The organism is Spirosoma sp. 48-14 (genome assembly GCF_001898575.1).
Classification (GTDB): domain Bacteria; phylum Bacteroidota; class Bacteroidia; order Cytophagales; family Spirosomataceae; genus Spirosoma.
This window is the reverse complement of the sequence record NZ_MKUD01000072.1, coordinates 187,378-213,821: the sequence shown is the minus strand read 5'-3', so window position 1 is coordinate 213,821 and position 26,444 is coordinate 187,378. Positions and strand designations below refer to the sequence as shown.

Here is a 26,444-nt window from a genome sequence, read left to right as displayed (position 1 = left end):
TTGTTGAGCAGGCACCGATGGTTTGAATACCCAAACAGAACTTGTTATGCCTTATTTCTATGGGATCACAGCGCTGCTTTTTGGATTAATTTCTGGTTCGGGCTATGGACAGAGCAAGATCCCATGGCTGAAAAAACAACTTGTTTCGGCAACAACGGATACGTCTCGTAGTCGGCTCTATTATGAGTTAGGGGGGCAGTATCCTGACATAGCCGTCGATTCCAGTCTGTACTTTCTGAACCGTTCATTGGTCAGTGGGAGGATGGCTGGCGACTCTTTCCTGATTGCTCAGGCTCTCTGGAAGCTTGGATTTGTTCAGATGTATTATGAACGGAATGATACGAAAGCCATCTCATTGTTTTCTCAGTGCATTACCATTGCCCAAAAGCATAACGATAATCTGAATCTGGCTCGCTGCTATATGTATTTAGCGATGGTGGCTTATCACCAGCGTACGGGCAGTTGGGGAGATTTGCTGGTCAAAGCAGAAGCTTATGCCAAACAAGCGCACGACTGGCAGATATTGGCAGATGTGTATGCAATAAGTTCCAATATTTATACCTACAATGGTCAACATAAGCAGGCAAGTGAGACGATTAGAAAAGCCATGTTGGCTAGTAAGCCCGGAACGGGGCACTGGTTTTCCTACGCACTAGATTATGCAGAGTCGCTCGTTGCCATAGGCCAAAAAGCAGACGCAATGGCTTTGTATCATAAACTGTCGGCAACAAAGAATCAGTTGACGCATGATCAAAGTGATTTTGTGCATGATAATGACCTGGCAAGGCTTGAAATTGGCTTGAAAAATTATACTCAGGCCGAACGAATATTACAGTCCAGGATTTTGGCCGAGAAAGCTAGGATTAAACCTGATTCGTTTCATCTGTTCATTATGACACGTTCATTGCGACAGTTGTATGAAGAGCAGAGGAATTATAAAAAAGCATTCCAGATCGCCAATGAACTGGCAGATTTACGGGTTTGGAAAAGCAATAAAGAACAGACTATCGACAGCCGACTAAAAATGACCCAGTTGAGGGCGGCTTTAGATTTGGAAAAGAAAGAGCGACAGATTGCTCAACTCAAAGCAAGTGAGCGCCAGAATCAAGTGTATTTAACGGGAGCTTTATTGGTGGCAGTAATGCTCGTAAGCTTTGTTTGGGTGCTCCAACGGGCTAAACGCCGTATCGAACGTCAAAGCACAGAGTTGAGGCAGCTTAATCACACGAAAGATAAATTATTCGCTATTTTGTCTCATGATTTACACTCGCCTGTAGCGAGTCTGAAAAACCTATTAGGACTTACGAACTGGGGCGAATTAAGTCAACACGAATTTGCCGAAGCAACCCAGATTTTAACTAAGCAGGTTAGCTCTTTACTGACAGTACTGGAAAACCTGCTAAACTGGGCCATGTCGCAGATGGGAGGTATTCACCCCCGATTCAAGCCAATCAATCTTTTTATAGTGATTGACGAACAGATTGCCCTTTTACGACCTGTAGCCGAAACCAAAGGAATCGATCTGAATAATTCCTTGCCTTTGGATATACCGTTGACAGCCGATGCTAACCAACTGGGCGTTGTTTTTCGAAATATACTGCAAAACGCACTCAAGTTTACGGAGCCCGGTGGTCAGATAGAAGTGCATTGTACCTCCGACTCCTCGAAGTTCATGATCAATGTTACGGATACTGGGATTGGTATACCTCAAGTATTACTTAATCAATTATTTCAGCTTGGTTCATCGACCAGTCGTCCTGGTACTACTGGAGAGAAAGGGGCGGGCCTTGGCTTGATGATTGTCCATGAATTGGTTGAAGCGAACCGGGGAGGTCTGAGTATTACTAGTAAAGAAGGAGTCGGAACGACATTTACAATTATACTGCCCCGATCTCAGTCAATCATTCAGGCGATACAACCCGAACAACTATATAGCTAGCTGCTCTCTCTGGTTAATGGGTGTATAAAAGATCGTCCATTTTATGATCGTGAGCCTGGTCACATACAAGTAAGTCGCCAACTTACATCGCGCCTTCGCTGCATCAATCTGTAGTGAGCTTCTTTTGCCCATCAGCGGAGGGTCTTCATATCCGCGTGCGATCTCCTATAACCCCATCCTGTTTACAGTTTATTGCCAGTGTTTAGATACATATCTGGCTTTAAAATCTAGTAAACAAGGCTGTATACTTTATTTATAGTATTCCTCTGTACTACATATGGTTAGTAAACTAGACTATTCAAAGGGTTAATTGTGATATTTATTGTTACCATAATTTGGTTTTAGAAAAACAAATTGTATAATTATGGTGTTTTTGTTTAGTAATAAATATTACAAGTTTTTACTTTAGTCTTATTAGCTAACCTTTAATTATTGTGGGTATGAAATTGGTCTATTTTTCTTGTGTTTTGGCCTCAATGTGGGCAATAGCAGCCTGTCAAACAGAGCAGGAAAAGACGAGTACACCTAGCCCGGTTATGTCGTCAGTACATAAAGAAGGGGGAGTTGGTCAGCCAGAATCCGAATCGCCTGAGTATTCGGGAGCCCGGGATGCTACAATGGCTTTACAGCAGGAAGTGTTGATTTATGTGAATGAGGCACGATCACAGACATGCCTTTGCGGCACTACAGTTTATCCACCTGTACCGGCGCTTACGCTAAACTCGCGGCTGAATGGTGCCGCCGACAAGTATGCTGTGGATATGGCTACGTATAATTACTTCAGTCATACTGGGCGTGATGGATCGCAGCCCTGGGATCGCATGACTCGTGAAGGTTATATATGGACATCGGCGGGTGAAAATATTGCAGCTGGTTATCCTACTGCTCGGTCGGTGGTTGATGCCTGGCTAAGTTCTCCTGGGCATTGCCAGAACATCATGAACCCGTACTTTCAAAACCTCGGGGTCGGGTATGCCTATAATGCAAGCAGTACCTATAAACATTATTGGGTGAACGATTTCGGACGAAAGTAGACGAGTTAAGTTGGTGGGGTAGAGCAGGCTTATTTTGCCTATCCCACCTACTTAGGCTTACTTTGCCCCTCTTTTCGGATGCCAATATAGAAGCCAAGACTGTTGGCGTATAAATCGCCAATGTCGGTTGCAACTGCAGCGTTAGCAGTAACCCCATTTAAAATGTAAAGAGGAGACGAAACTGATAATACGGATGAAAACTGCCTGACTGGTGCCGGGAAAGGGGCTTCATATGTACCCAGGTTTTCACTGTAGGAGGCTTTAAATTGAAATTTGAAGAAATCAAGAATCTGTCCCGACACGCCTACATGCATCACCGACACGCGGTTATTATTTGTAAAGCCATAGCGAGGTAAATCGCTCCGACTGTCGGGAGTAGGGGTAATGAAAGGTGTGCCCATTGTTAAGCCATACCGTGACCAGCCATCCTGATATTGAGAGTGATTAAAATAATTATCTCGCCCCCGTTGAGCGGCATTCTCTAAAAACAAGGAACCTCCTTGGCTCTCCGTAAATAGATATTCAAACAGTAGATCCTGTATTTGAAACCCATTTGGATTATGGGAGCGTCGATTTCGGATGCGAAGCCCATTCAAGCCATCCTGGATATTAGTCAAGTAAAACAGTGAACCGTCCTCATAAATGTTTTGCCGATAAGCAAACAGAGAAAACGAATTACCAATGTATTCAAAGCCAAGATCGACTGAACCAAGGTGGTTACCAATTCGATTCTCGTGATCAAAACTACTAACGCGTGTTGTATCAATATCGGTTCTGTTTCCTAGTGGGAGAGCTAGCACCATGTTGACATAATCGCTGAATTGATTAGGCAATTGGTTATTTTTTATGACAGATGTACTCGGTAACCGTTCAGTACTACCTCCCCACATAACTTCATGGTTAATACCCGCATACAGCTTTATTCGCCAGTTTGGTTTGCCAAATCGTGCGTATAGGGCTTTCTGGTGCAGCATGGAGTTGTTTACAAACCGATCCTGCTCAAACCAGCCGTGTGCATAAAACCCCTTAAAGCTGATCAGACCTTTACGCGGTATATAGTCAGGGATGGCAAACTGTATTTTTAACATAGGTAATGCATTTCCCGACCAGGCATATGAGCCCGAACTTAATGTGGAATCGACCAACCCAACGATTTCGCGTCGACGACCCGCCCATAATTCCATGCTACGTCCAAACTTCAGTTTCACGTAGGCTTCTGGAATAAGTAACTTGTAATCATACCCCGCATTTAAGACCGCTTCGGCGCCCCAACCCCAATCGACCCGACGATTTACTAAACGGAGACTATCTAGTTTACTTTTGGGAGCATCGTGGTAGTCAACCCGTAAACTTTGACGGACAGTCATGATGGCATGCTCGCTCGGCACAATACCGTATTGATTTGCGCGAAGCCAGAATGGAGTCTGGCCAGAGGTCGAGAAATAACTGCCTACTTCAGTTCGGTAACGGAGCGGCTTAATCGTCTGTCCGTAGCAGATCGAAGTTCCCAGCAGCCACAGAAAAAGCCAACGATTCATACTCGAGCGTATTATAAACAGAACGTTTATAGTCTTTGAGTCTCTTCAGTTTGTAATTAGTCACATTTTTAGTAGGTAGAGGAGTGAAAAAAATGTATACATAAAATATGCCACATGAAACGTTAGCGGGTTTACAAACCCGATCAGGTATTGGAACAATACAATCTCAGCCATTTCAGTGCTTTTTTTCGGAACGACATAAATAAAGGCTTACCTTTGTAGTTTGATAACGAATAGTAAATTATGGTTCCAAACGACGAACTGATTCGCATCATTGACTTGCTGAACACCACCTATGAAGGTGAAGAGGCTTGGCATGGGCCTTCAGTTGTAGAGGTGTTGCGGGGAGTGACACCGGATATGGCCGGGCGCCGTATCGCTCCAAATACGCATAGTATTGCTGAACTCGTTTTTCACATGACTAGTTGGCGCATATTTTGTGTCAAAAAGATGCAGGGTGATGAAACGTTCGATATTACAACCCCTGATAAAAACTTTGGGGCATTACCTGATAAAATAGATGATTTCGAGTGGGAGGCCCTCGAAATGGAATTAAGTCTTAGCCAGGAAGAACTTATTAATGAACTCGATAAACGAGACGATGATGAATTCCTGGAGGACATAGTACCCGGTCGTGATTATACGTACTACGATATGCTGCACGGTATTATCAATCATGATCTCTACCACACCGGGCAGATTATGATTTTGCGTAAAGCATTAGCGTTCAAAGGGGCGGGCTCACAATTCGACGATGATGTCGATGAATATGGCTCATCGTTCGATAATAGCCACGAACACGACGATTATTATTGATTTTAATTTTTTGACTGCGTGAATGACAGAATGGGCCGATAAAGCTCCTGTATCATTCACGCAGTCTGCCATTTACACAGTCTATCATTGAACTTCTGGCTTGTTAAGTCCGAACCCGACGCTTACGGGTGGCATCATTTTACGGAGCAGGGCCGTGCCATCTGGGATGGCGTTCGTAATTATCAGGCTCGTAACAACCTGAAAGCCATGCGGCTTGGTGATCAGGTGCTTTTTTATCATAGTGTAACAAAGCCGGCTGTTGTCGGCCTGGCCCGCATTGTAAAAGAGGCCTACCAGGACCCAACAGTACCCGATGACCCGCGCTGGGTTGTTGTTGAACTAGAGCCAGTTATGGCTTTTGATCGTCCGGTGACTCTGTCTCAAATTAAATCAGAACCTTTACTGGCTAATCTTAGCCTGATTCGGCAATCCAGATTATCTGTTATGCCTGTTCGGCCCGATGAGTTCGAATTGATCGTGAAGATGGGACAGGAACAAATATTGAATGATAGAATAATTGACTAATCGAATAGCTGTATTGTCTAGTTCTTACGCTACTATTTACGCATTTTGTTAGTCAATAATAAAAATCATATGGTTGATATACAGATCGTTACTCCTGGTCTATGGCCTGAGTATGAGTTAATCGATTCGGGTAACTTTCAGAAACTTGAACGGTTTGGCAAGTATATTTTATCGAGACCCGAGCCGCAGGCAATCTGGGATAAATCTCTTTCCGACGAGGACTGGGAGCAGCAGGCTCATGCCATCTTTAAGCGTGATCGCCAATCGCCCGAACGGGGAGACTGGCAGACAACGCCTGATATGCGTGATCCCTGGTATGTATCGTTCCGGCAGGGGGAGTTGAAACTGACCTTTAAACTAGCCCTGACTACATTCAAGCACGTTGGTCTATTTCCAGAACAGTCAGATAATTGGCTATTTATTTACGATAAAATTAAAGCCATGTCTGCGCGGGTGTCACGGCCTAAAGTGCTAAATCTGTTTGCCTATACGGGTGGTGCCTCGCTGGCAGCCCGGCAGGCAGGAGCCGATGTGACCCACGTTGATGCCGTGAAGCCCGTTATCAATTGGGCTCGGGAAAATATGGATCATAGTGAACTGGATAATATTCGCTGGGTGGTTGAAGATGCTGTCAAGTTTGTCCGAAGAGAGGTTCGCCGGGGAAATTATTATAATGGCATAATTCTTGACCCGCCTGCGTATGGTCGAGGTCCAGGTGGCGAAAAATGGGTGCTTGAGGAACAACTTAACGATCTTCTCAAATCTTGTGCCGATCTACTCGATCAGTCCGATTTTTTCTTTATTATCAATCTATATTCATTAGGATTTTCGTCTATTATCGTTGATAACCTGATGAGGCAGATTTTTGGTGACGTTCCGAATCCAGAGTGGGGTGAACTGGCTGTAACCGACCAATTTCAGAAACGTCTACCTTTAGGTGTGTTTTATCGGTTTGGTGTATGAATAAAAAGCGAACGAGTGAACGACTAAACGAGCAATCGGCTGTTGCATCCTTCCGAGGTGAGCGTTGGTCTGCTTTTTTTTCGCCCATTCACTCATTCGTTCTTTTACTCTTTGTTTTGCTCGTTATGGCTTCCTGCGGAAGCGACGAACGGCAAACGGCACATATTCCCGACTTCCCTAAACCGGGCGATAGTAGTCGTACTGAAGGTGCATTACGAGCCTTGACTGCTGCCATCAATCAATCGTCATCGTCGTCGGCCTATGCCAAACGGGCGGCCATTTTATTGGCAATGGGGCGAATCAATGACGCGCTAGGTGATATTGACGAAGCAATTAGCCGGAACGATAATACAGGGTCGTACTATCTGATTAAGGCTCAGATACTTCGGGTATTACAACAACCCGAAAAGGCGTTGCAAAATGCACAACGAGCCGAAATTTTGGGTATAGATACACCAGAGCTGTACACATTGCAGGGCGATTTACTGCAGCAGCAAAATCAGTTTGATAAAGCAAAATTATATATTGCGAAAGCCCTGCAAATGGCCCCGTATGATGGTGAAGCCTATTTTTTTAAAGGCCTGATGGCGGCCCGACAAAGTGATACAACGCAGGCATTGGCCTTATATCAACAATCGCTTCGACTTAAACCCCGATATCTGGAAACGTATAATCAACTCTCGTCCATTTATCGATCGCTGGGCGATTTAAATTCTGCTTTGGCCTATAATGCACAGGCACTGAGCTACTTCCCAAATAACGCGAAGCTTTATTATGGTCGTGGGCTTATTTATCATACAGAGGGTAAGCTCGATAGTGCTATGATCGATTATCAGCGTACTGTAAAAGTTCAGCCGACCTACTACCAGGCTTACTTTCAGATGGGACTGATCAACCAGAAATACCGGAACCATTATACGGCCCTGACTAATTTTCAGCGTGTACAGCAACTTCGTCCACAATTCCCCCGAATCGATACCTACATTGGGTATTGTCATGAGCAAATGGGGCAATTTGATTTAGCGATTGCAGCGTATACAAAAGCTACCCAATTGAATAGCAATGATCAACAGGCAGCCGCTGGATTATGGCGCTCCCAACGGCGACAATATGTGCAGCAAAACCCATATAACTCTTTATTTTTGCCTGATAGTAGCGCTGAACGGTCGACACCATCAAACCGAACCCGACCCGAGTTTGATACAACCCGCGTTCGGATGTCAACGATTCAGCCAAAGTCGCAGGTGACGAGTCATGCCAGCGATTCGCTACAGCGAGCTGTGAAACCCATTGGGCAGAATTAGTGTATAGTAAATGATGTAGGATGTAGGAGATATGATGTATTATCAACAGACAAATACATTATATATCCTACATTATACATCAAAAATAAAGTGGCTTACAGTTGTAGGTAGGCTGCGGGTACCACCAATAAATAATAGTCGCAAATGATTGCGCAGGACGAACAAATCCGCGTGACGCTACCCGATGGTAGCGTTCGGCAATATCCCAAAGGAAGCACTGGGTTGGAGATTGCCGCTCAAATTAGTGAAGGACTGGCCCGTAATGTACTGGCTGCCAAAGTAAATGGCGTTGTGCAGGATGCCACTCGCCCCATAGAGGAAGACGCCAATGTGCAGCTTCTGACATGGAATGACACCGAGGGCAAAGCAACGTTCTGGCATTCGTCGGCTCACTTGTTGGCCGAAGCGCTTGAAGCGCTGTATCCCGGTGTGAAATTTGGGATTGGTCCAGCCATCGAAACCGGCTTTTACTACGATGTTGATCTGGGTGGGCAACCCTTTTCACAGGAAGATTTCAAGAAGGTTGAGGATAAAATGCTCGAACTGGCTCGTCAGAAGGAACAGTATATCCGCAAGCCGATGAGCAAAGCTGATGCGATAGCCTATTTCGAGGAGAAAGGGGATCCGTATAAACTGGACCTGCTTGAAGGGCTCGATGATGGCACGATTACCTTCTACTCCCAGGGTAATTTTACTGACCTTTGCCGGGGGCCGCATATCCCGAATACGGGTTTTATTAAAGCCGCTAAACTGATGAACGTTGCCGGTGCCTATTGGCGGGGCAATGAGAAAAATAAACAGCTTACCCGGATTTACGCCGTAACATATCCGAAACAGAAAGAGCTTGATGAATACCTGTTTCTTTTGGAAGAAGCAAAAAAACGCGATCATCGTAAGCTGGGTAAAGAACTGGAACTGTTTGCGTTTTCGGAAAAAGTAGGTGCTGGGCTGCCGCTCTGGTTACCAAAAGGTACGATGCTGCGCGAACGGCTGGAAAATTTTCTGCGAAAAGCTCAATTACGGGCTGGGTATTCGCCCGTAGTAACACCGCATATTGGTAGCAAGCAATTGTACGTTACTTCGGGGCACTGGGAAAAATATGGTGAAGATTCGTTTCAGCCCATAAAAACTCCCGACCCAAACGAGGAATTTTTGCTTAAACCCATGAATTGCCCACATCACTGCGAGATTTACAAAACTCGCCCACGTTCGTATCGGGATTTGCCGCTACGACTGGCTGAGTTTGGAACCGTGTACCGCTACGAGCAGTCGGGAGAGTTGCATGGACTGACACGCGTTCGAGGATTCACACAGGATGATGCCCATATCTTCTGTCGACCCGATCAGGTGAAAGACGAGTTCATGAAAGTGATCGATCTGGTGTTATATGTCTTTAAATCGCTTGGTTTTGAGGATTATAGCGCTCAGGTATCCTTGCGTGATCCAGAGAATAAAACAAAATATATTGGTTCCGACGAGCTGTGGGAGAAAGCCGAAGCGGCTATTATTGAATCGGCTGCTGAGAAAGGTTTGCCAACCGTTATGGAGTTGGGCGAAGCTGCCTTCTACGGTCCCAAACTCGATTTTATGGTGCGTGATGCCCTGGGACGGAAATGGCAGCTCGGTACGATCCAGGTTGACTATAACCTGCCGAATCGATTCGAGCTGGAATACATTGGGGCCGATAATCAGAAACACCGGCCTGTTATGATTCACCGCGCCCCGTTTGGGTCGATGGAGCGGTTTATCGCTATCCTGATCGAAAATTCAGGTGGTAACTTTCCACTCTGGCTTTCGCCTGACCAGATCGCTATTCTGCCGATTTCGGAGAAGTACGAAGATTATGCCAACGATCTTTTCTTCAGTTTGCAGGAGCATGATATTCGTGGCTTCGTCGATTTACGCGACGAAAAAATCGGTCGTAAGATTCGGGATGCAGAAGTAGCAAAAGTACCTTACATGCTTATTGTAGGGGAAAAAGAGGCCGCTGATGGCAAAGTATCGGTCCGACGTAAAGGGCAGGGCGATCTTGGCAGTATGAGTGTGGACGAGTTTATCAAAACGTTCCAGGCAGAAGTTAAGCTATAAGTTTACGATTTTCGGTTGGCTGACGTACCTTGTTTCATGCGTTGGTCAACCGAAAACTATAAAGTGCAGACTGTAAACTTGTTTTGCAGTGCTATTTTCAATAGTTTACCGAACTTTTTAAAAATCGTTACGTTATCCAAGCGACTTTTCATCAGTTCATATAAAAGTCAACATTAAACAATTTGTTACCCTAAACACAATCTATGGCATTACCCCAGCGCAGACCACCTCGTCGTGTGGTTGAAGAACCGTACAAAGTCAATGAGCGCATCCTGGCCCGCGAAGTTCGGGTGGTCGGTGAAAATGTAGAGCAGGGAATCTACGACATAAATAAAGCACAGGCGATGGCTAAGGCTCAGGGACTCGATCTCGTTGAGGTGTCGCCTAATGCTGTGCCGCCTGTTTGCCGTATAGTCGATTACTCTAAGTTCAAATACGAGCAGAAGAAAAAGCAGAAAGAAATCAAGGCGAATGCCACAAAAGTCGTTATTAAGGAGATTCGATTTGGCCCAAACACCGATGATCACGACTTCGATTTCAAACTGAAACACGCTATAAACTTCCTGAAAGAAGGAGCCAAAGTAAAAGCTTACGTGCAATTCGTAGGTCGGGCGATTGTATTTAAAGACCGAGGTTCTCAATTGCTTGATCGCTTTGCTAAGGGGCTGGAAGAGTATGGGAAAGTTGAAGCTGAGCCCAAACTCGAAGGAAAGAGGATGACGGTATTTCTCTCACCGAAGGCTGTCACTAAAAAATAGTTTACGTTAAAGTTAAAGCGGAGACCAGGTGGATTAGATGGAAAACCGTTTATTCCTCTTGGTTTCCGCTTTAGCTTTAGCGTATTTTTTGTATCTTTGCGGCCTGTTTACTAAAATATTCCATACAAGCGGTTTACTCCAATGCCAAAAGTTAAAACCAACTCGGCTGCCAAGAAGCGTTTTAAGCTGACCGGTACCGGAAAAGTCAAGCGGAAGCATGCCTTCCACAGTCATATTTTGACGAAAAAGACCACCAAACAGAAGCGTAATTTAGTACACGCTGCTGTAGTAGATAGTACAGACGAGCGTCGCATCAAAGCGTTGCTGAACGTCTAACTAGTCAAAAGGGATGCGGGTTGCATCCTGGTTTTATGTTTCACCCGATGCCGGGCTAAAAGTGAAAAAAGAATGGAAGAGGTGACAGATACGTCACTATTATAGTCTATCCCTCTTTTTCCGCCTGTCGTCAAAAAACAACTTAATTTACAATGCCACGTTCCGTCAATCACGTTGCCTCACGGGCGCGTCGGAAAAAAGTAATGAAGCTGGCTAAAGGCTATTTTGGTCGGCGTAAAAATGTTTGGACAGTTGCTAAAAATGCTGTCGAAAAAGGGTTAGGATATGCATACCGCGACCGTCGTGCCAAGAAACGCGATTTCCGGGCTCTCTGGATTCAGCGGATCAACGCTGGCGCGCGCATCAATGGTATGTCGTACTCAGCACTGATGGGTGCCCTAAACAAATCGGGCATCGAACTCAACCGCAAAGTATTGGCCGATCTGGCCATGAACCACCCGGAAGCCTTTGCCGCCGTTGTGGAGCAAGTAAAGTAAACAGAGATTAGTAAAAACCCGGTGAGAGCCGGGTTTTTACATTAATGCGCTAAAGCTTCTGTCATACTAGTTAATCGATCTGGTCGAATTCCCCTATCTGTTTCTTCTAAAAGCTGTTTGATCTCTGCGTACGTAAATCGCTGAATCAAATACATGTAGTAATAGCTATTTATTGCATTATAGGTCTGAGTACGGTCGTGTAAATCAAATGCCGACAGAGCCCATTCTACATAGACCGATGGAGGATAGAGATCTTTATGTTTAGTTGCCATTAAACGGGTCAAAAACTCGCGGGGGTAACCCGACTGGTAATAAATTTGCTTGACAAAGCCCAGTCTGTTTGAAAGGGTTTGTGTACTTATGGTTCGTAATATAGGAAAACACTGAGTCGTATCCTGTTGAATAGCATAAGTAAACGCCTTGTATAATACAGGTTCCTCCCAGGAAGGGAACAATTGATGAGCTTGCTCGAATGAAGATAGGGCTTGTGGGAAATCTCTTTTGTTTAGATAAGCATTTCCTAACTGAATTAAAGCAGGTGGCCGTTTAGAGCCCTCAATTGCATTAATATGTTTTGCCAGAGAAATAGCTTTATCGATTTCGCCCCCAGCTACATACAAAGCCACTAGCCTTGTCATTAAACGGGTGTACGCTGGGTGGATGGCTAATTGCTCTTCCATAAGAGCAGTAGCCCGCTGATAGCTGAATTGTTTTGCTGGTAGCGGTTGATTGCTCTGAAGCACACTTAATGTGAGCGATACTAAATTATCTGCCATGTCGAGCTGGCGTCCGGTTGCCTGACGATATATAACCTCCAACGCATCCACTCGCTGTTGGATATCCGTTATTTTATTTTGTTGATCAAGTAATCGTAAACTATGATAGGGTTGATAAACAGAGTATATTCCAATAAATGTTAGTAAAGCAACTACAGTAATTCGTATTAAAAATAACAAAGTAGGTTTTATCTGAATCAGTGGTTGGTCTGATTGATTCAAATCAAGGAAAGCAAATACTATAAATATGGTTTGTAATGTTAATAGGCAATCAAAATTAAACAGATTAAAAAAGAAATAAGCAACAAATAGGGCTCCTATGACTGCCTTTTCGTGAGTAGTTAGCCATGAATTTGGAGAATACAATCGACGAGCAATAGTTATCCATAAAAATAGATAAGCAAACAGCCCAATGACTCCTGCCGAAAAGCCTAAATCAAGTAGCGCATTATGGGCCCTATCGTACCAACTGTAATCACTACTCAACAAGATAGCTGGATCATAATAGCGTGCAAATCCATAACTAAATGTTTCTTGGCCCCAACCTAATAGAGGACGTTCTGCGATCCCTTTCAAGGCAATTTTCCAGCAAACAAGTCGGGGTGTTAAGGTATTATTTACACCTGAATAATGAGTTAGACGGTATAAAAGCGGTGACTTTTGAAGAAAAGGAGTAGTTCGAGCTACCCAAAATAAAGTAATGAGAAAAATAAGTAATAATGCTAGTCGCCCTAAGCTATACGCCGAAAAAGAGTAACGATGCCAAACGATATAAAAACCTATATAAATAATGCCTGCTGCTAGCCCGATGATGGCTGATCGTGTTCCTGTGAAATAAATACCTCCCAATAAAATTATGAACACTAAGACTCCCAATATAGATTTGATTAATCTGGATACTGTGCGGAACTGAGTTTGTAAATAGATTGAGAGAAATAAATTAAGTAATAAGTACCCTGCCAGGAAGGAGGGGTTTCCGATCGTCGCAATAAATCGATGGTCGACTGGCTGCCAACCTGTAGAGCTAAAATAGCCTTTTATAACTACTAGTATTGACATTAATACTGATAGTAAAAAGGCTACATTCCAGTACTTTTTTGAAAAAGGTAGCCTTGCTAAAGCAAAGAAATACAATGCCAGATGTAAATACAAAATGAATCCCTCCATGCGAGAGTAACCCGAAAAAAAACTCTGTATCGGATCTACACCAAAAATATCTGCGAGTAAAAGGGACGATAAAAACAGAAGAACGGATAATTGAATCTTTGATAGTTTTGATGTAAAAAAGTGAGGGCTAAAAATTGCTGTGAGAAACATAAGTTCAATCACAGCATTTATATACCATGTACGTTCGGATATGTAGCCAAAGAAAGTATTGGTACTGTAAATGACTGGTGTCGCTAGTGATATAAGAAATAGAAAAAAACGGATCTTAACCAAAATTGTGCCCACTGAACTAGAGGTAATTGACGAGGAGGCCACATGTACAGCTGATGTGGCTTTAATTTGGGGGAGTTTGGTTCGGCTTGAAGCGCTTTGGGGCTGAGGGTTTGTCTTTTTCTTCATTAGATTTAGGCTAATGTGTGGATGTGTTTCGGTGAAGCTTACTTATTAAGCTTTGTTTTAACTTGAGAATTTGACAAACCAGCGTATAGCTCCTACGTCTGCACAATTTTTGTTTTCAGACCTACCCGTCCATCTTCGGACTGAAGGCCCAATAAATACACATCTATTTCAGAATCACCTACGCGAAATACCTGACGTACAGATAAATCAGCTTCAACCAGTTGTTGTAACTTCTGAAATGTTGCCGTACGAGCTTTTTCGTCATCGCCATACCAATCCTGTTCAGAAACAACAGGCTCCCAAAAGTCGGCTTCCGGCATTTCTTCCACGTAAATTTCGGGAGGAAGCATCAACCAATCTTTAATCTGACTAACCGTGAGCGGTTCAGTCTGCTTTAGGTAGCAGGTGACTGTTTCGATGGGTTCGTCAGATTCACTCGGGTAGAGTAAATCTGGAAGTAGCAGATTTGCTTTATCCGTAAACAACTTTTTTTCTGAAGTTGAGTTGCTACTTTTGGGGTCTTCGTGCGTCATAAGCGTAATTGATAGATTTACGACAAATAAAACCGATTCAAGTTGAAGTAACAGTTGTCGTCTGCCTATTTTTAACGCGGGTATCAAGAAAAGAGCCCTTTTCCCGCTTAACCATTAAAAACAAGAAACCATGTTTGAAACATTGATGAATCTAGTGCAGCAGCAGGCTGGCCAGTCAGTAATTAATAACCCGGCTATTCCCAACAGTCAAAATGATAGTGTAATGCAGACTGTAGCGAGTAGTATCCTGAGTGGACTGGGCCAGCAGGCTCAGGGTGGTGGGCTTGGTAATTTGCTGGGGATGGTTGTTAATGGAGGAAATGTTCAGCAGAGTCCTGTTACGCAGGGTGTACAGAGTCATGTCGAACAGAATTTAATGGAAAAGCTGGGTATTTCGCCCCAGGTGGCCATGTCAGTAGCAGGTGCGCTTGTTCCAATCGTGCTCAGTAAACTCATGCATAAGGCGTCGGATCCTAACGACTCTAGTGTCGATGGGAATTCAATTCTGGGTGCTGCCACAGGTCAACAAGGCATAGATTGGATGGGGATGGCTGGATCAGCTATGGCTGATGGTAAACTGGATATGAACGACCTGCTTCGGGTAGCTACCCAGCAGGGTGGAGGAGGCCTGGGTGGTATGCTGGGCGGCTTATTTGGCGGTCGCTAATCAATAATAAATCCTGATCAATACTTTAAGAGCAGCTTCATGGCTGCTCTTATTTTTTAGTACCAAGATGTGATAAACAAGGGTGTTATTAACGGCAATAATTGGTATACCTAAGTGCTTTAAACGCCTACCAGTAGCCTGGCTGTCGATCGGGCTGTTTACCATATGGCATGATCAAAAGAATGTTGTATTTTAATGGCATACAAACGCTCAGGTTTCGTTAGTCGTTTATAGTGTATTCCTAGATCTTGCTATGAAAATTGGTCTATTGTCTATTTTATGTTTTGTGTTCAGGCACGGGTATGCGATAGAGAAACCGAAGACTCTCGCCCAAACGGATTCATTGCCTTCACAGCACACAGCCGTTCTATCACAGGAAAAGTATCGATACCGATTGGGTGGCTTTGGAAATCAGGTATCTAACCAGCGCCTTTTTGTTCTTGTTGTGCTTCCGAAAAATCTCCGTCTTGGCAATGAGGTTACGTTGTCGGTTGGGGTCGATGAACGCACAATTACCGTTCGTTCTGGTGAAAAAACGCTGAAACTTTGGGATGATTACGTACTCATTCCCGGCACCAACAAGATGCGGATACTGGATGAAGAGACACTGAACGCTGATAGACCAATCCGGATCACCTACGAAAAACTGTACTGACGACAGACTTAACCACTGGTTAAGGTAGCAAGGTAGCAGTTTGTGGGTATTGGGCAAGTATAACGAGCTGGCTATTAGAAGCTCACTATTCTCTTGTCATGGTTCCGGTGATATACCCATAGGGTTCATCGGTTGCGATGAAAATCTCATTTTTATTCTCCATGCCGAACTGCTCCAGGTTGAATAAAATGTGGTGTTTATTCGGTAGCTTAAGGCTGATCTCGCTTACCTCGGGCGTTTCGTTAAGGACAGCCTCCCCCATAGCCAGGAGCGTTTGCTGAACCGACAGACTCTTGTGATGGGCAAAGGTTTTTAGCAGGATCTCTCTGATTTTTTTAAAAAGCGCTGTAAAGTCAAGTTCCTGCTGGGTATACGTCCAGCTTGCTTCGCATTGCGTAGCGAAAATTCGATCAGCAGTTTCCTTCAAGGTGGTAAACTGATCTTTTATATAGCCTTCAAAGCCAGAATCTGTCGTTTTCAGAATCAACAAGTCCTTTAGGCCAGCCGTGACGGTCACAGCGCTTCGGGTTTGAATAACGGTGGTGGTATGTTTTTCGGAGTTACCACCCAGATAAGCATGAGCATGTCGGTCGCCATCAAATGCCATCTGTGTCCACGGGAATTCAATAATGTCGACCGTGGCTTGACTAACCTGTGTATTGTTTGCCAGGAAATAATTGGCGAGGTACAACGCAAAATGTTCGATGGAATCTGTGAAGTGCTCTTTGGCAAGGGCATAAACGGTGTTTTTCTGGGTATCAGTTGGGAGAATCTTTGAATTATCGCCCAGAGTATGGGCCGTTTCGAAGTCTCCTTGTAAGGATATATTGACAGCAATTTGCCGAAATTCGTGGTAAATAGGGTGCCGGATGATTTTCGATAGGTTCACGGCATTCTTCCCGTATGCATTTTCTTTTAGGATGGTCTTCATGGTCGTTTCGGCTGTTTTCGGTAGTATTTACCCCTAGTATAGCCATTAATTTTCTATTTTTAGTCGCCAGCCGCCATACCATTCTTGGTAAAATTGAATGATAACCGTGGTTTATGGACAAAGCGTCGTAGTAGAGATAAACGAATTGATGGCCGTTAAAAAGAACGTATGAGTGATTTTGCGCTAAAGAGTAATCAGGTCGTTACGTCGGAAGGCGTCAAGCGGGCAGTTGTTGTCGTAAAAAATGGCCGTATCGCGGATGTTTTGCCTGAACTGCTATCTGATTTTTCGGCGGTTGTTCATGACCTTGGCGATAAGGTACTGATGGCTGGCATCATCGATCCACATGTGCACATCAATGAACCTGGCCGGACAGAATGGGAGGGTTTTGATACCGCTACCCGGGCTGCATTAGCGGGAGGGTTGACCACACTGGTCGATATGCCACTCAATTCATCGCCCGTGACGACTACTGTGGAGTCATTTGAACAGAAACTAGCGGCTCTTTCGGGAAAACTGCACACCAATTGCGGTTTCTGGGGAGGGCTTGTACCCGGAAATACGAGCGAAATTGAACCACTGATTGATAAAGGTATACTTGGGTTCAAGGCGTTTTTGACGCATTCTGGTATTGATGAATTTCCGAACGTGACAGAAGCTGATTTGCGGAAAGCCATGCCGGTTCTTGCCCGGTACAATCTACCACTATTGGTGCACTGTGAATTGTCGACGGATGAAACCCTGGCAACTGGCGATCTACGGTCGTATCAGAATTACCTGACATCGCGGCCTAAAGAATGGGAAGACAAAGCTATCGCCCTAATGATTCGATTGTGTGAGGAATTTAATTGCCGAACGCACATTGTTCATTTGTCATCAGACAATTCGATTGAACCGATTGCCAGAGCCAAAGAAAAAGGACTGCCGCTTACCGTCGAAACAGCACAACATTACCTTTTTTTCGATGCCGAATCAATCCCCGATGGACAAACACAATTTAAATGCGCTCCACCGATTCGGGATTGGGCGAACAGGAATCGACTGTGGGAAGCCCTGAAAGCTGGAGTCATTGATTTTGTTGCCACTGATCACTCACCAGCACCCGCTGATTTGAAGTGCCTGGAGAGCGGTAATTTTATGAAGGCCTGGGGGGGCATTGCATCGGTACAGCTTGCCTTGCCTGCTTTGTGGACGGCAGCCCGCCAACGAGGATGTACGTTGCCCGATGTGGCGCGGTGGCTTTGTGAAAAACCGGCTGAGTTAGCTGGTTTGGCTAGCCGAAAGGGTAAACTAGCCAAAGGGTTCGATGCTGATTTGGTCGTTTGGAGTCCTGACAAAACGTTTACGGTGTCGGAAGATATACTTCAGCATAGGCATAAGATGACTCCCTATCTCCATCAGGAACTTTATGGCGTAGTCGAGCAAACATACCTGTCTGGTGTTCAGGTGTTTGAGTATGGTGAATTCCTTCGAATCAACGAGGGTAGGGGTTGCTAAATTGATTCTGAATAAAATCGGTATGCTTACCGATGAAGTAGTATGAATGTGTATATACAGCGCGCATCGGCAATTCTTTCGAAAATAGATCAACTGGCATCGATCAGCGAAACTACGACTGGTATCACCCGTACGTTTGGTAGCCCGTCTTTTCTTGAGGGGAGTCGACTGATCCGGCAATGGATGGAAGCGCTTGGCCTACAGACTCGTGTCGATACCATTGGAAGCGTTCGGGGGCGATGGGCGAGCCCAACGAAAGAGGCCAGAACGTTTGTCATTGCATCGCATATGGATACGGTTGTCAACGCAGGTAAATTTGATGGCCCGCTTGGCATTATTATGGGACTTGATCTGATAGAACAGTTTATCCAATCGGAGCAGCCTTTACCATTTCATATTGAGTTAATTGCATTTAGCGACGAAGAGGGGGTTCGATTTCATACGACCTATTTAGGGAGTAAGGTGGTAGCTGGGTCGTTTGATGAAGCGTTGCTGGATAAAAAAGATGCATCGGGTACATCACTCTCTGACGTTATTCAGGCAATGGGGGGAGACATCGGTTGCCTGGTATCCGAGGCTATTCAACCCCAGGATTGGCTGGGCTACTTCGAAATTCATATTGAACAGGGCCCGGTTTTATATAATAAAGCCATACCCGTGGCTGTTGTGACCGACATAGCTGGTCAAAAACGGGTTGAGATTATGTTCAGAGGAATGGCAGGCCACGCCGGTACGGTTCCGATGCAAATGCGTCAGGATGCACTTTGCGCAGCTTCTGAATTCGTTCTGTATGTTGAGCAACTGGCAGGTAATCAATCCAATCTGGTGGCAACAGTTGGTACATTAATAGTTGCGAACGCTGCCAGTAATGTGATCCCCGGAGAGGTGATTTGTAGTCTGGATATACGGAGTAACGACGAGGTTATATTAACAAAGGCCTACCAGTTACTTCAGGATGCAAGTAGTCAACTAGGTCGGGCGCGGTCTGTGTCGGTCGAATGGAAACTGATACAGGAGACAGCATCCGTAGCCTGCGATGCCCGATTGACCAATCTGCTGGCTACAGCTATTGCCGAAAGTGGGTATGATGTTGTAAGACTGGTAAGTGGCGCCGGGCACGACGGCGTTCCGATTTCGCAGGTAGCGCCGATAGCTATGTTGTTCGTTAGGTGTTTCGAAGGTATCAGCCATAACCCACTTGAACAGGTTGAATTGACAGACCTGGCCGCTGCTCTGGAAGTAGCCGACCAGTTTATGAAAAAGCTTATAACGCTGTAAGAGCTACAGCGTTTGAATCATGAGGAAAGAGAGAAGTAGTTTATCAGCAGAACATATGGAAATATCAGCGCTTACCCGGTCGGTTGTCAAACGAAACCACGCCATCATTAGCCCGGATGGGTACATCAACAGTCGAGTACCCGGTTGGGAAAATTGTACGGTAAATGTCATTATTAATGAGCAAATGGGGGCAAACCTATGCCAGACACTCATTACAATGACCGAAAAGGGTGAACTGACAGGCACTACGCAGTTATCACAGCTATTTTTTTATGTTATACAAGGTCAGGTTTCGGCAACCGTCGACGGTGAGACGAGAAAGCTGAGCCAGGGGCAATTTGTCTATATTCCTATTGAGAAGTCGTATCGATTCGAACATCCGGAAACCAGTACTCAACTTCTCAGCTTTCATAAGGTATATGAAAAACTGAATGGGTACGATGTGCCGCCCGTCCTGTTCGGTGATGCGGCCACTATTGAAGGCCCTACCTATTTAGGTGATCCGGCGTTACGATTGCAGGTGTTGTTGCCCGATACACTATCGTTCGATATGGCAGTCAATATTTTTACCTACGATCCGGGTGGGCATCTTCCTTTTGTGGAAACGCATATTATGGAGCATGGGCTCATTTACTTACAGGGCCAGGGGGTATATATGCTTGATCAGGAGTGGTATCCTATTAAAAAAGGAGATTCGATCTGGATGGCTCCCTACTGTCAGCAGTGGTTTACGGCCATGGGCAAAGAGCCTGCCGTGTATATTTATTACAAGAATGTCAATCGTTTTCCAACAGTGGTTTAGTTGAAATAAGTTATCCGTATGACCTTGCCCGAATTAAACGAAGCACCTGTTTCTGAACTTAAAGCGGCTTTGACTGCCTGCTGCGGCTCTTCGGCCTGGGTGAAAGACATGGTAAAATTATTTCCGGTCGATAGCCGCGAAACCTTGTTCGAACAGGCCGAAATGATCTGGTTTGCCTGCTCCGAGGCCGATTGGAAAGAAGCATTTGCCCACCATCCAAAAATAGGTGATATAGGCTCATTACGGTCAAAATTTGCCAGTACGCGAAACTGGGCGTCGGGTGAACAGTCGGGCGTGGCAGAGGCTTCGGAAGAGATTCTCCGGCGACTGGCCGAAGGTAACCGATTGTACGAAGAGAAATTTGGCTATATATTCATTGTGTGTGCCACGGGCAAATCGGCCAGTGAGATGCTAAACATTCTCGAATCGCGATTACCGCATTCGCCTGAAAAAGAAATTCAGATCGCGATGCAGGAACAGAATAAGATCACGAAAATCCGACTGGAAAAACTTTTAGGAACATGAGTACAATCACCACCCACATTCTGGATACAACTCGCGGCAAACCAGCCGAAGGTGTCAATGTGATTCTGTATCAGCAGCAGCGCGAATGGCTGGAAATTGGTCGTGGAATTACTAATTCAGATGGACGGATTAGGGATTTGCTGGCAAAAGAGACCGTACTGCCAACAGGCGTTTATAAATTACGATTTGAAACCGGCGCTTATTATGAGTTGCTGAAGGTGGCTACATTTTATCCGTTTGTCGAAATTACGTTTGCCATGACTACAGGTGAACATTATCATGTGCCGTTACTTCTGAACCCATTTGGTTATTCAACCTATCGAGGGTCTTGAAAATAGTCATTGAATTCGATTCATGGTTTACGTTAACTGTTAAGTAAATACCAAAACATATTTTCTGAATGAATATCAACGCGGCACGTCTACAACATTTTTTTGAAGTTTCGAGTGGAATTGGCAAAATAGGCGAGACGGGAATGTGCCGACCGGCGCATTCGCAGCTGGAAAAAAAAATGTTCGAACACGCCAGAGGCTGGATGGAGTCAGCAGGGTTGACGGTTCGTATCGACAGTTTTGGCAACTTAATTGGTCGGTTACAGGGCAAAAATCCTGATGCGCCTATTTTGATGACTGGTTCCCACCTCGATACCCAGCCATATGGGGGGCGCTTTGACGGAATTGCTGGCGTTTTATGTGCTATTGAAGCTGTTTGTTCCATCGCTGAAAAGGGAATTGTTCCTGAAGCTAGTATCGATGTAATTGCATTTGCCGACGAAGAAAGCTGGAGATTCAACAAAGGGCTGTTCGGGTCGAGAGGTATTCTGGGTAAGCTGGAAGAAGGGGAGTTACAACGTGCTGATAAAGATGGTATTACTCGCGAGCAGGCTCTGATTGACTTTGGCTGCGATATTACTAAGTTCAAAGAAGATGAATATGCCCCTGGTAGCATTCGGTGCTTTATAGAACTGCATATTGAGCAGGGGCCAGTTCTGGATAAGAGCAATAAGCCGATTGGTATTGTTAGTGGAATAGCTGGGCCACTGTTGCTTAGTTTGAAACTGAACGGGATGGCCGGTCATGCCGGTTCGGTACCTATGCCATTACGGAAAGATGCCCTCTTGGGAGCGGCTAAAGTGGTGGTGGCGGTCAACGAAATCGCTTCGCAGTTTACACCTGCTCCAACCGTAGGCACAGTCGGTACGTTAAACGTTTTTCCATCATCCCGAAACATCATTCCCGAAGCGGTCAGTATGACTATGGAATTTCGAGACATCGATATGGAACGTCGGGATAGTTGTGAACAACAATTGAAAACAGCTATAGACGAAATTGCACAGACCCACGGGCTCCATTACGAACTGACCGTAGATACCGATATCAAATCGAGCTATTGCGCTGACTGGATCAAAGACACTATTCGGGTGAGTTGCGAGGAGTTGGGTCTGGAGGCTCCAGAGCTGGTAAGTGGCCCGTTTCATGATGCCCTGGTTATGTCGGAGGCTTGCGATTTTGGGATGATTTTTGTGCGTTGTAAAGATGGGATCAGTCATAACCCATTAGAGTATGCTTCATACGAAGATCTGGCTCTAGGGTGTGAAGTTTTATACAAAACTGTCTTGAAAATTATAGGTTAACAGGCGATCCTAGGGGCTTTTTAGATCGAAAATTAAGTTACTACTATTTTGATTTCGGTAATATATTGGCCGTAAAGAATGAGATTGGCGTTGATTTTGCTGCATTTTTAATTGGTTCGTTATAGAAAAACAATTAAAAATGATAAATGCATCCCGCCATGAAACAACGACTACTCAACGCTACGCTAGTGATCAGTTTTTTATGTATTACGTGCTTGAGTAGCCAGGCTCAGCAACTTTATATTAATGAAATCATGGCCTCTAATTCCCGAACCGTTGCCGATGGTTCGGGTTCATACGAAGACTGGTTTGAGATTTACAACCCCAATGCGACGCCCGTCAATATTGCCGGATATTATGTTTCGGATAATTCGACACTAACAAAATATAGGATACCAACAGGTTCGTCACAGACTATCATTCCGGCGAATGGATTTCTGCTGTTATGGGCCAGTGATATGACCACCCGTGGGGTGTTACACGTTGGCTTTAAGCTTTCGGCCGATGGCGAAATGATTAGTCTCGTACAGCCTGATGGAACAACTGTGGTAGATCAGGTCGTATTTGGACCGCAGAGAACCGATGTTTCCTGGGGGCGTAAACCTAATGGTACAACCGATTGGTTTTATTTTCAACGAACCAACTCAGTCAACAATACAAGCCCTGGTGCCAGCAATAATTCGAAAACAGGCTATGCTGAAGTAGTCAGTGCCCCGGTCTTCTCGCAGGTAGGAGGTTTTTATACCACAGGGTTTAGCCTGACCATCACATCACCTGATCCTGCTGCTACTATTTATTACACACTGGATGGCTCAGAACCCAATCCAGCAAGCCCTGGACCCAATACATTTCAGTATAAAAATAACTATCCTGAATTACCGGGTCAGGGCTATGGGGCATTGCTGACAGGTAGTTATCAGTCGTTCACGTATTCGACTCCATTAACGATTACTGATCGAAGCAGCGAACCAAATAAAGCATCGCTTAAATCATCGACTTTCAATTCATCTCCTTATTATGTACCGACATCTCCTGTTTTTAAAGGAACCGTAGTGCGGGCAGTAGCCTATAAGCCTAATGCGTTGGTGAGTGATATTGTTACGGAAACGTATTTGATTGCACCAGCCAATCGGTACGGAAATCTGCCTGTTGTGTCAATCGCCACCAACGAACGATCCCTATTCGATTACAATTCCGGGATATACACGGCGGGTGCCATATTTGATGGCTGGCGTTCGGGTAACCCAACAGGCGAAGCTATTTTCTGTTCACCTGGTAATTTCACGTCAAAAGGAGATGACTGGGAGCGGCCGGCCAATGCACAATTCTTTATCAATGGGATTTCGATTCTGAATCAACGAATCGATATGTCAATTAACGGGGGCTGCTCGCGGTCGGTCCCCCGTAAGTCACTGCGATTATATGGCGATAGTGATTTCAGCTATCCCTTCTTCGTGAATCGTCCCATTAACCAGTTTTATAATCGTCTGTTGCTCAGAAATGGCGGCAATGACTGGGATAATACAATACTCATCGATGCGTTTGTGCAAACGATGGTTCGGCATCTTCCGTTTGAAACACAATCCAATCGCCCAGGTATTGTCTTACTGAATGGTGAATATTGGGGCGTACATACCTTGATGGAGCGATATGATAAATACTACATAAATCGAAACTATGGCGTGGATACCGATAGTGTCGACGTCATCAAGTTCGATTATGGTGCTTATGTTGCCGATGATGGGGACCTGGTGAAGTTTTATGCCATGAAAGACTATTTTGTTGGGACGCCTACCATCGACTACAACTATGTAAATACACTAATGGATGTAGAAAGTTTTTCGGATTACCAGATCACTGAAATTTATTCGGGAAACTTCGATTGGCCGTACAACAATCAGCAACTCTGGCGAAAACGCACCAGCCAGTACCTGGCTAATGCGCCTAAAGGACTCGATGGTCGTTTTCGCTGGATGATGAATGATATGGACTGGACGATGGGAGCCGGTAATTCGTACACGTCCAACTCTTTGGATCGAGCTACATCGACGGCAGGGTATGATGCATCGGTTACGGAATACACCCGCTTTCTTCGCCGATTACTGGAGGTAAGCAGTTATAAATCGTATTTTATAAATCGGTTTGCGGACCTGCTAAACACCACATTTATTCCAAGCCGGGGCGTCGCATTACTCGATTCGTTTCAGCAGGCGTATCAGCCCTACATGACTGAGCATTTCAACCGCTGGAAGACGGGAAATTCGGTTACCAAATGGCTTTCCAATTTGAATATTGTGCGTACGTTTCTTCAGCAACGCCCATCTTCGGTACGTGATCATCTTCGCGCTCGATTTAGTTTAACGGCAAACCGGACTATTACGCTCACCGTATCGAATGCTTCGCAAGGATATGTAAAAATTAACACGATCGATATTCTGCCGACCACTCCTGGAGTAGCCACTAATCCGTATCCGTGGACAGGAGTTTATTTTCAAGGTAATTCAGTTCGAGTCGTGGCAAAGTCGCTGGTAGGTTATCGCTTTATAGCCTGGCAGGAAAATGGGGCAACTATTTCTACTGATACAGCCTATACGTTTAATCCAACTGCTAACCGAACCCTGACGGCTGTTTTTGACGAAGATAACTCCTTTATAGGTAAGCCTGCTGCCTATACATTAAGTACCTGTGACTATCGGTTCGACCAGTTTTCTCCTGCCACGCCTTCGGGCACTTACCCACCGAATATGCATTTTGTTAGTATGAATCAGGAAGACCCTACGCTATCAGCAACGTATGCACTCGCTGACACGGTGAAAGGGGCTTACAACCTGACTAGTGCTACTCGAATCAATGGCTTAGGAGATAATGGTGTAGCATTTATCAATACGGGGAGTGCGCCAGCCGGGTATATTTCTGCATCGTTGGGCGGAATGGTACTTGCACTCCGTACCACTAATGTAACTGAGGCATCTGTACAGTGGACCGGAGGAACCGTTACAACGAATCCACGTCGTTATAACATCCGGCTACGTTACCGGATTGGTAATTCTGGGCCATTTACCGACCTGCTGGATGCGTCCAATAATCCGGTTGAATATGTGCGTAATAGCCTCCCCGGTCATAGCCAGGTTATAGGTCCTGTAGCATTACCAGCTGCCTTACTCAATAAACCCTATATCCAGCTTTTATGGCAGTATTACTATACAGGCGTTGGCGTTTCAGGGGCACGGGATCAACTGCGAATCGATGATATTATCATTAGTCGGGGGGCTTGCCAAAGTACATCATCGGGAAGCTGGCATACAACAACTACCTGGAATTGTGGGCGAGTACCTAGTGTGTGCGACGATGTAGTCATTCGGGATGGTCATACGGTAACGGTTACGACGAACAGCGCAACGGCCCGGAGTATCCAATTTGAATCTACCGGGCAGTTACAGTATCTGAACAACAGCGCATCTATACTGCTTCAGAATCCCTGATCAACGCATTTTCGGCATAACAGTGTTATCGTCACCTCCATGAATAGAGCTTAATGCTTTATCTGGAGGTGCCTTTTTTATCAAAAAATGTTGATGTTTCTGAAAAATAATGAGCGTTGATTGCTATAGGTAATTAGTTATTAGTCAAAGGGTTATTGCTTAGGTTTGTCTGGGTTAAGCGAGTGGACGTCTATTTTTTTTGAAAAATTTTACAATTGGTTAAAGTAAAACGCTGGCCTTGTCCGTCACCCTATCAAAGCACCTGAATTGGACGTAGATAATTGAAATGACGCGTCAGGAT

Annotated in this window: 23 protein-coding genes; 19 read left to right on the top strand and 4 right to left on the bottom strand. The window is 44.9% G+C overall.

The window, feature by feature from the left end; translation table 11 throughout:
- Nucleotides 1–46: 46 nt before the first annotated feature.
- Both BGO59_RS31135 and BGO59_RS31130 read left to right on the top strand, forming a co-directional pair.
- Nucleotides 47–1,939 carry a HAMP domain-containing sensor histidine kinase gene (locus BGO59_RS31135; protein ID WP_293690777.1) on the top strand — a complete coding sequence of 631 codons (1,893 nt, stop codon included), beginning with the start codon at nt 47–49 and terminating at the stop codon, nt 1,937–1,939.
- Between the two features lie 536 nt (nt 1,940–2,475).
- Entirely contained in the window at nt 2,476–2,973 is a 498-nt protein-coding gene (locus BGO59_RS31130) for a CAP domain-containing protein (protein WP_293690775.1), read from the top strand.
- 47 nt (nt 2,974–3,020) lie between these two features.
- On the opposite strand, the gene BGO59_RS31125 is transcribed toward BGO59_RS31130, so the two are convergent.
- A complete protein-coding gene (locus BGO59_RS31125) occupies nt 3,021–4,511 on the bottom strand; it encodes a capsule assembly Wzi family protein (protein WP_293690773.1) in 1,491 nt (496 codons plus the stop codon).
- 243 nt (nt 4,512–4,754) lie between these two features.
- Between BGO59_RS31125 and BGO59_RS31120 the strand changes: the two genes are divergently transcribed.
- The 8 genes from BGO59_RS31120 (at nt 4,755) to rplT (ending at nt 11,798) form a co-directional block, all read left to right on the top strand.
- Entirely contained in the window at nt 4,755–5,327 is a 573-nt protein-coding gene (locus BGO59_RS31120) for a DinB family protein (RefSeq protein ID WP_293690771.1), read from the top strand.
- 87 nt (nt 5,328–5,414) lie between these two features.
- Nucleotides 5,415–5,852 (top strand): EVE domain-containing protein, encoded by a 438-nt coding sequence (locus tag BGO59_RS31115; RefSeq protein ID WP_293690769.1) that lies wholly within the window; start codon nt 5,415–5,417, stop codon nt 5,850–5,852.
- Between the two features lie 69 nt (nt 5,853–5,921).
- Nucleotides 5,922–6,815, top strand: coding sequence for a class I SAM-dependent methyltransferase (locus tag BGO59_RS31110; protein ID WP_293690767.1), 894 nt, complete (start codon nt 5,922–5,924; stop codon nt 6,813–6,815).
- Nucleotides 6,812–8,119 carry a tetratricopeptide repeat protein gene (locus tag BGO59_RS31105; protein ID WP_293690765.1) on the top strand — a complete coding sequence of 436 codons (1,308 nt, stop codon included), beginning with the start codon at nt 6,812–6,814 and terminating at the stop codon, nt 8,117–8,119. The genes BGO59_RS31110 and BGO59_RS31105 overlap by 4 nt, the downstream gene beginning before the upstream one ends.
- Before the next feature lie 144 nt (nt 8,120–8,263).
- Nucleotides 8,264–10,207 carry a threonine--tRNA ligase gene (thrS, locus tag BGO59_RS31100; RefSeq protein ID WP_293690763.1) on the top strand — a complete coding sequence of 648 codons (1,944 nt, stop codon included), beginning with the start codon at nt 8,264–8,266 and terminating at the stop codon, nt 10,205–10,207.
- A 203-nt stretch (nt 10,208–10,410) separates the two neighbouring features.
- Nucleotides 10,411–10,965 carry a translation initiation factor IF-3 gene (gene infC, locus BGO59_RS31095; RefSeq protein WP_080056633.1) on the top strand — a complete coding sequence of 185 codons (555 nt, stop codon included), beginning with the start codon at nt 10,411–10,413 and terminating at the stop codon, nt 10,963–10,965.
- A 141-nt stretch (nt 10,966–11,106) separates the two neighbouring features.
- Nucleotides 11,107–11,301, top strand: a complete 195-nt coding sequence (gene rpmI / locus BGO59_RS31090; RefSeq protein ID WP_293690759.1) for a 50S ribosomal protein L35 — start codon at nt 11,107–11,109, stop codon at nt 11,299–11,301.
- A gap of 152 nt (nt 11,302–11,453) precedes the next feature.
- The gene (rplT, locus tag BGO59_RS31085) at nt 11,454–11,798 is read left to right on the top strand and encodes a 50S ribosomal protein L20 (RefSeq protein ID WP_020598260.1); all 345 of its coding nucleotides are present in this window, start codon (nt 11,454–11,456) and stop codon (nt 11,796–11,798) included.
- A 41-nt stretch (nt 11,799–11,839) separates the two neighbouring features.
- Here rplT and BGO59_RS31080 read toward each other — a convergent pair whose 3' ends face one another.
- Nucleotides 11,840–14,140 (bottom strand): O-antigen ligase family protein, encoded by a 2,301-nt coding sequence (locus BGO59_RS31080; RefSeq protein WP_293690756.1) that lies wholly within the window; start codon nt 14,138–14,140, stop codon nt 11,840–11,842.
- Nucleotides 14,141–14,232: 92 nt separating this feature from the next.
- A complete protein-coding gene (locus BGO59_RS31075; protein WP_293690754.1) occupies nt 14,233–14,673 on the bottom strand; it encodes a nuclease A inhibitor family protein in 441 nt (146 codons plus the stop codon).
- Between the two features lie 130 nt (nt 14,674–14,803).
- Between BGO59_RS31075 and BGO59_RS31070 the strand changes: the two genes are divergently transcribed.
- The gene (locus tag BGO59_RS31070; RefSeq protein WP_293690752.1) at nt 14,804–15,340 is read left to right on the top strand and encodes a hypothetical protein; all 537 of its coding nucleotides are present in this window, start codon (nt 14,804–14,806) and stop codon (nt 15,338–15,340) included.
- 253 nt (nt 15,341–15,593) lie between these two features.
- Nucleotides 15,594–15,995: a hypothetical protein gene (locus tag BGO59_RS31065; RefSeq protein ID WP_293690750.1), complete on the top strand. Its 402-nt coding sequence runs from the start codon at nt 15,594–15,596 to the stop codon at nt 15,993–15,995.
- Between the two features lie 85 nt (nt 15,996–16,080).
- On the opposite strand, the gene pucL is transcribed toward BGO59_RS31065, so the two are convergent.
- On the bottom strand, nt 16,081–16,926 hold the full coding sequence (pucL, locus tag BGO59_RS31060; protein WP_293690748.1) for a factor-independent urate hydroxylase: 846 nt from the start codon (nt 16,924–16,926) through the stop codon (nt 16,081–16,083).
- Between the two features lie 168 nt (nt 16,927–17,094).
- On the opposite strand from pucL, the gene allB reads away from it, so the two are divergent.
- From allB to BGO59_RS31025, 7 genes are all read left to right on the top strand, one after another.
- On the top strand, nt 17,095–18,423 hold the full coding sequence (allB, locus tag BGO59_RS31055) for an allantoinase AllB (protein ID WP_293690746.1): 1,329 nt from the start codon (nt 17,095–17,097) through the stop codon (nt 18,421–18,423).
- Nucleotides 18,424–18,465: 42 nt separating this feature from the next.
- Nucleotides 18,466–19,701 (top strand): allantoate amidohydrolase, encoded by a 1,236-nt coding sequence (locus BGO59_RS31050; protein WP_293690745.1) that lies wholly within the window; start codon nt 18,466–18,468, stop codon nt 19,699–19,701.
- 55 nt (nt 19,702–19,756) lie between these two features.
- A complete protein-coding gene (gene allE / locus BGO59_RS31045) occupies nt 19,757–20,503 on the top strand; it encodes a (S)-ureidoglycine aminohydrolase (RefSeq protein ID WP_293690743.1) in 747 nt (248 codons plus the stop codon).
- Nucleotides 20,504–20,521: 18 nt separating this feature from the next.
- The gene (gene uraD, locus BGO59_RS31040) at nt 20,522–21,028 is read left to right on the top strand and encodes a 2-oxo-4-hydroxy-4-carboxy-5-ureidoimidazoline decarboxylase (protein ID WP_293690741.1); all 507 of its coding nucleotides are present in this window, start codon (nt 20,522–20,524) and stop codon (nt 21,026–21,028) included.
- A complete protein-coding gene (uraH, locus tag BGO59_RS31035) occupies nt 21,025–21,360 on the top strand; it encodes a hydroxyisourate hydrolase (protein WP_293690739.1) in 336 nt (111 codons plus the stop codon). The genes uraD and uraH overlap by 4 nt, the downstream gene beginning before the upstream one ends.
- Before the next feature lie 68 nt (nt 21,361–21,428).
- Nucleotides 21,429–22,661 carry a M20 family metallo-hydrolase gene (locus BGO59_RS31030; RefSeq protein ID WP_293690737.1) on the top strand — a complete coding sequence of 411 codons (1,233 nt, stop codon included), beginning with the start codon at nt 21,429–21,431 and terminating at the stop codon, nt 22,659–22,661.
- 158 nt (nt 22,662–22,819) lie between these two features.
- The gene (locus BGO59_RS31025; RefSeq protein WP_293690735.1) at nt 22,820–26,143 is read left to right on the top strand and encodes a CotH kinase family protein; all 3,324 of its coding nucleotides are present in this window, start codon (nt 22,820–22,822) and stop codon (nt 26,141–26,143) included.
- The last annotated feature ends 301 nt before the right edge of the window (nt 26,144–26,444 follow it).

What these genes read in the sequence shown, in the direction of transcription:
- BGO59_RS31025 (WP_293690735.1), top strand. Translation starts at nt 22,820, where the DNA reads ATGAAACAACGACTACTCAACGCTACGCTAGTGATCAGTTTTTTATGT.
- BGO59_RS31080 (WP_293690756.1), bottom strand. Translation starts at nt 14,140, where the DNA reads ATGAAGAAAAAGACAAACCCTCAGCCCCAAAGCGCTTCAAGCCGAACC.
- BGO59_RS31050 (WP_293690745.1), top strand. Translation starts at nt 18,466, where the DNA reads ATGAATGTGTATATACAGCGCGCATCGGCAATTCTTTCGAAAATAGAT.
- uraH (WP_293690739.1), top strand. Translation starts at nt 21,025, where the DNA reads ATGAGTACAATCACCACCCACATTCTGGATACAACTCGCGGCAAACCA.
- allB (WP_293690746.1), top strand. Translation starts at nt 17,095, where the DNA reads ATGAGTGATTTTGCGCTAAAGAGTAATCAGGTCGTTACGTCGGAAGGC.
- BGO59_RS31030 (WP_293690737.1), top strand. Translation starts at nt 21,429, where the DNA reads ATGAATATCAACGCGGCACGTCTACAACATTTTTTTGAAGTTTCGAGT.
- allE (WP_293690743.1), top strand. Translation starts at nt 19,757, where the DNA reads ATGGAAATATCAGCGCTTACCCGGTCGGTTGTCAAACGAAACCACGCC.
- BGO59_RS31135 (WP_293690777.1), top strand. Translation starts at nt 47, where the DNA reads ATGCCTTATTTCTATGGGATCACAGCGCTGCTTTTTGGATTAATTTCT.
- uraD (WP_293690741.1), top strand. Translation starts at nt 20,522, where the DNA reads ATGACCTTGCCCGAATTAAACGAAGCACCTGTTTCTGAACTTAAAGCG.
- thrS (WP_293690763.1), top strand. Translation starts at nt 8,264, where the DNA reads ATGATTGCGCAGGACGAACAAATCCGCGTGACGCTACCCGATGGTAGC.
- rpmI (WP_293690759.1), top strand. Translation starts at nt 11,107, where the DNA reads ATGCCAAAAGTTAAAACCAACTCGGCTGCCAAGAAGCGTTTTAAGCTG.
- BGO59_RS31105 (WP_293690765.1), top strand. Translation starts at nt 6,812, where the DNA reads ATGAATAAAAAGCGAACGAGTGAACGACTAAACGAGCAATCGGCTGTT.
- BGO59_RS31070 (WP_293690752.1), top strand. Translation starts at nt 14,804, where the DNA reads ATGTTTGAAACATTGATGAATCTAGTGCAGCAGCAGGCTGGCCAGTCA.
- BGO59_RS31075 (WP_293690754.1), bottom strand. Translation starts at nt 14,673, where the DNA reads ATGACGCACGAAGACCCCAAAAGTAGCAACTCAACTTCAGAAAAAAAG.
- BGO59_RS31120 (WP_293690771.1), top strand. Translation starts at nt 4,755, where the DNA reads ATGGTTCCAAACGACGAACTGATTCGCATCATTGACTTGCTGAACACC.
- BGO59_RS31065 (WP_293690750.1), top strand. Translation starts at nt 15,594, where the DNA reads ATGAAAATTGGTCTATTGTCTATTTTATGTTTTGTGTTCAGGCACGGG.
- BGO59_RS31110 (WP_293690767.1), top strand. Translation starts at nt 5,922, where the DNA reads ATGGTTGATATACAGATCGTTACTCCTGGTCTATGGCCTGAGTATGAG.
- BGO59_RS31125 (WP_293690773.1), bottom strand. Translation starts at nt 4,511, where the DNA reads ATGAATCGTTGGCTTTTTCTGTGGCTGCTGGGAACTTCGATCTGCTAC.
- pucL (WP_293690748.1), bottom strand. Translation starts at nt 16,926, where the DNA reads ATGAAGACCATCCTAAAAGAAAATGCATACGGGAAGAATGCCGTGAAC.
- BGO59_RS31130 (WP_293690775.1), top strand. Translation starts at nt 2,476, where the DNA reads ATGTCGTCAGTACATAAAGAAGGGGGAGTTGGTCAGCCAGAATCCGAA.
- infC (WP_080056633.1), top strand. Translation starts at nt 10,411, where the DNA reads ATGGCATTACCCCAGCGCAGACCACCTCGTCGTGTGGTTGAAGAACCG.
- rplT (WP_020598260.1), top strand. Translation starts at nt 11,454, where the DNA reads ATGCCACGTTCCGTCAATCACGTTGCCTCACGGGCGCGTCGGAAAAAA.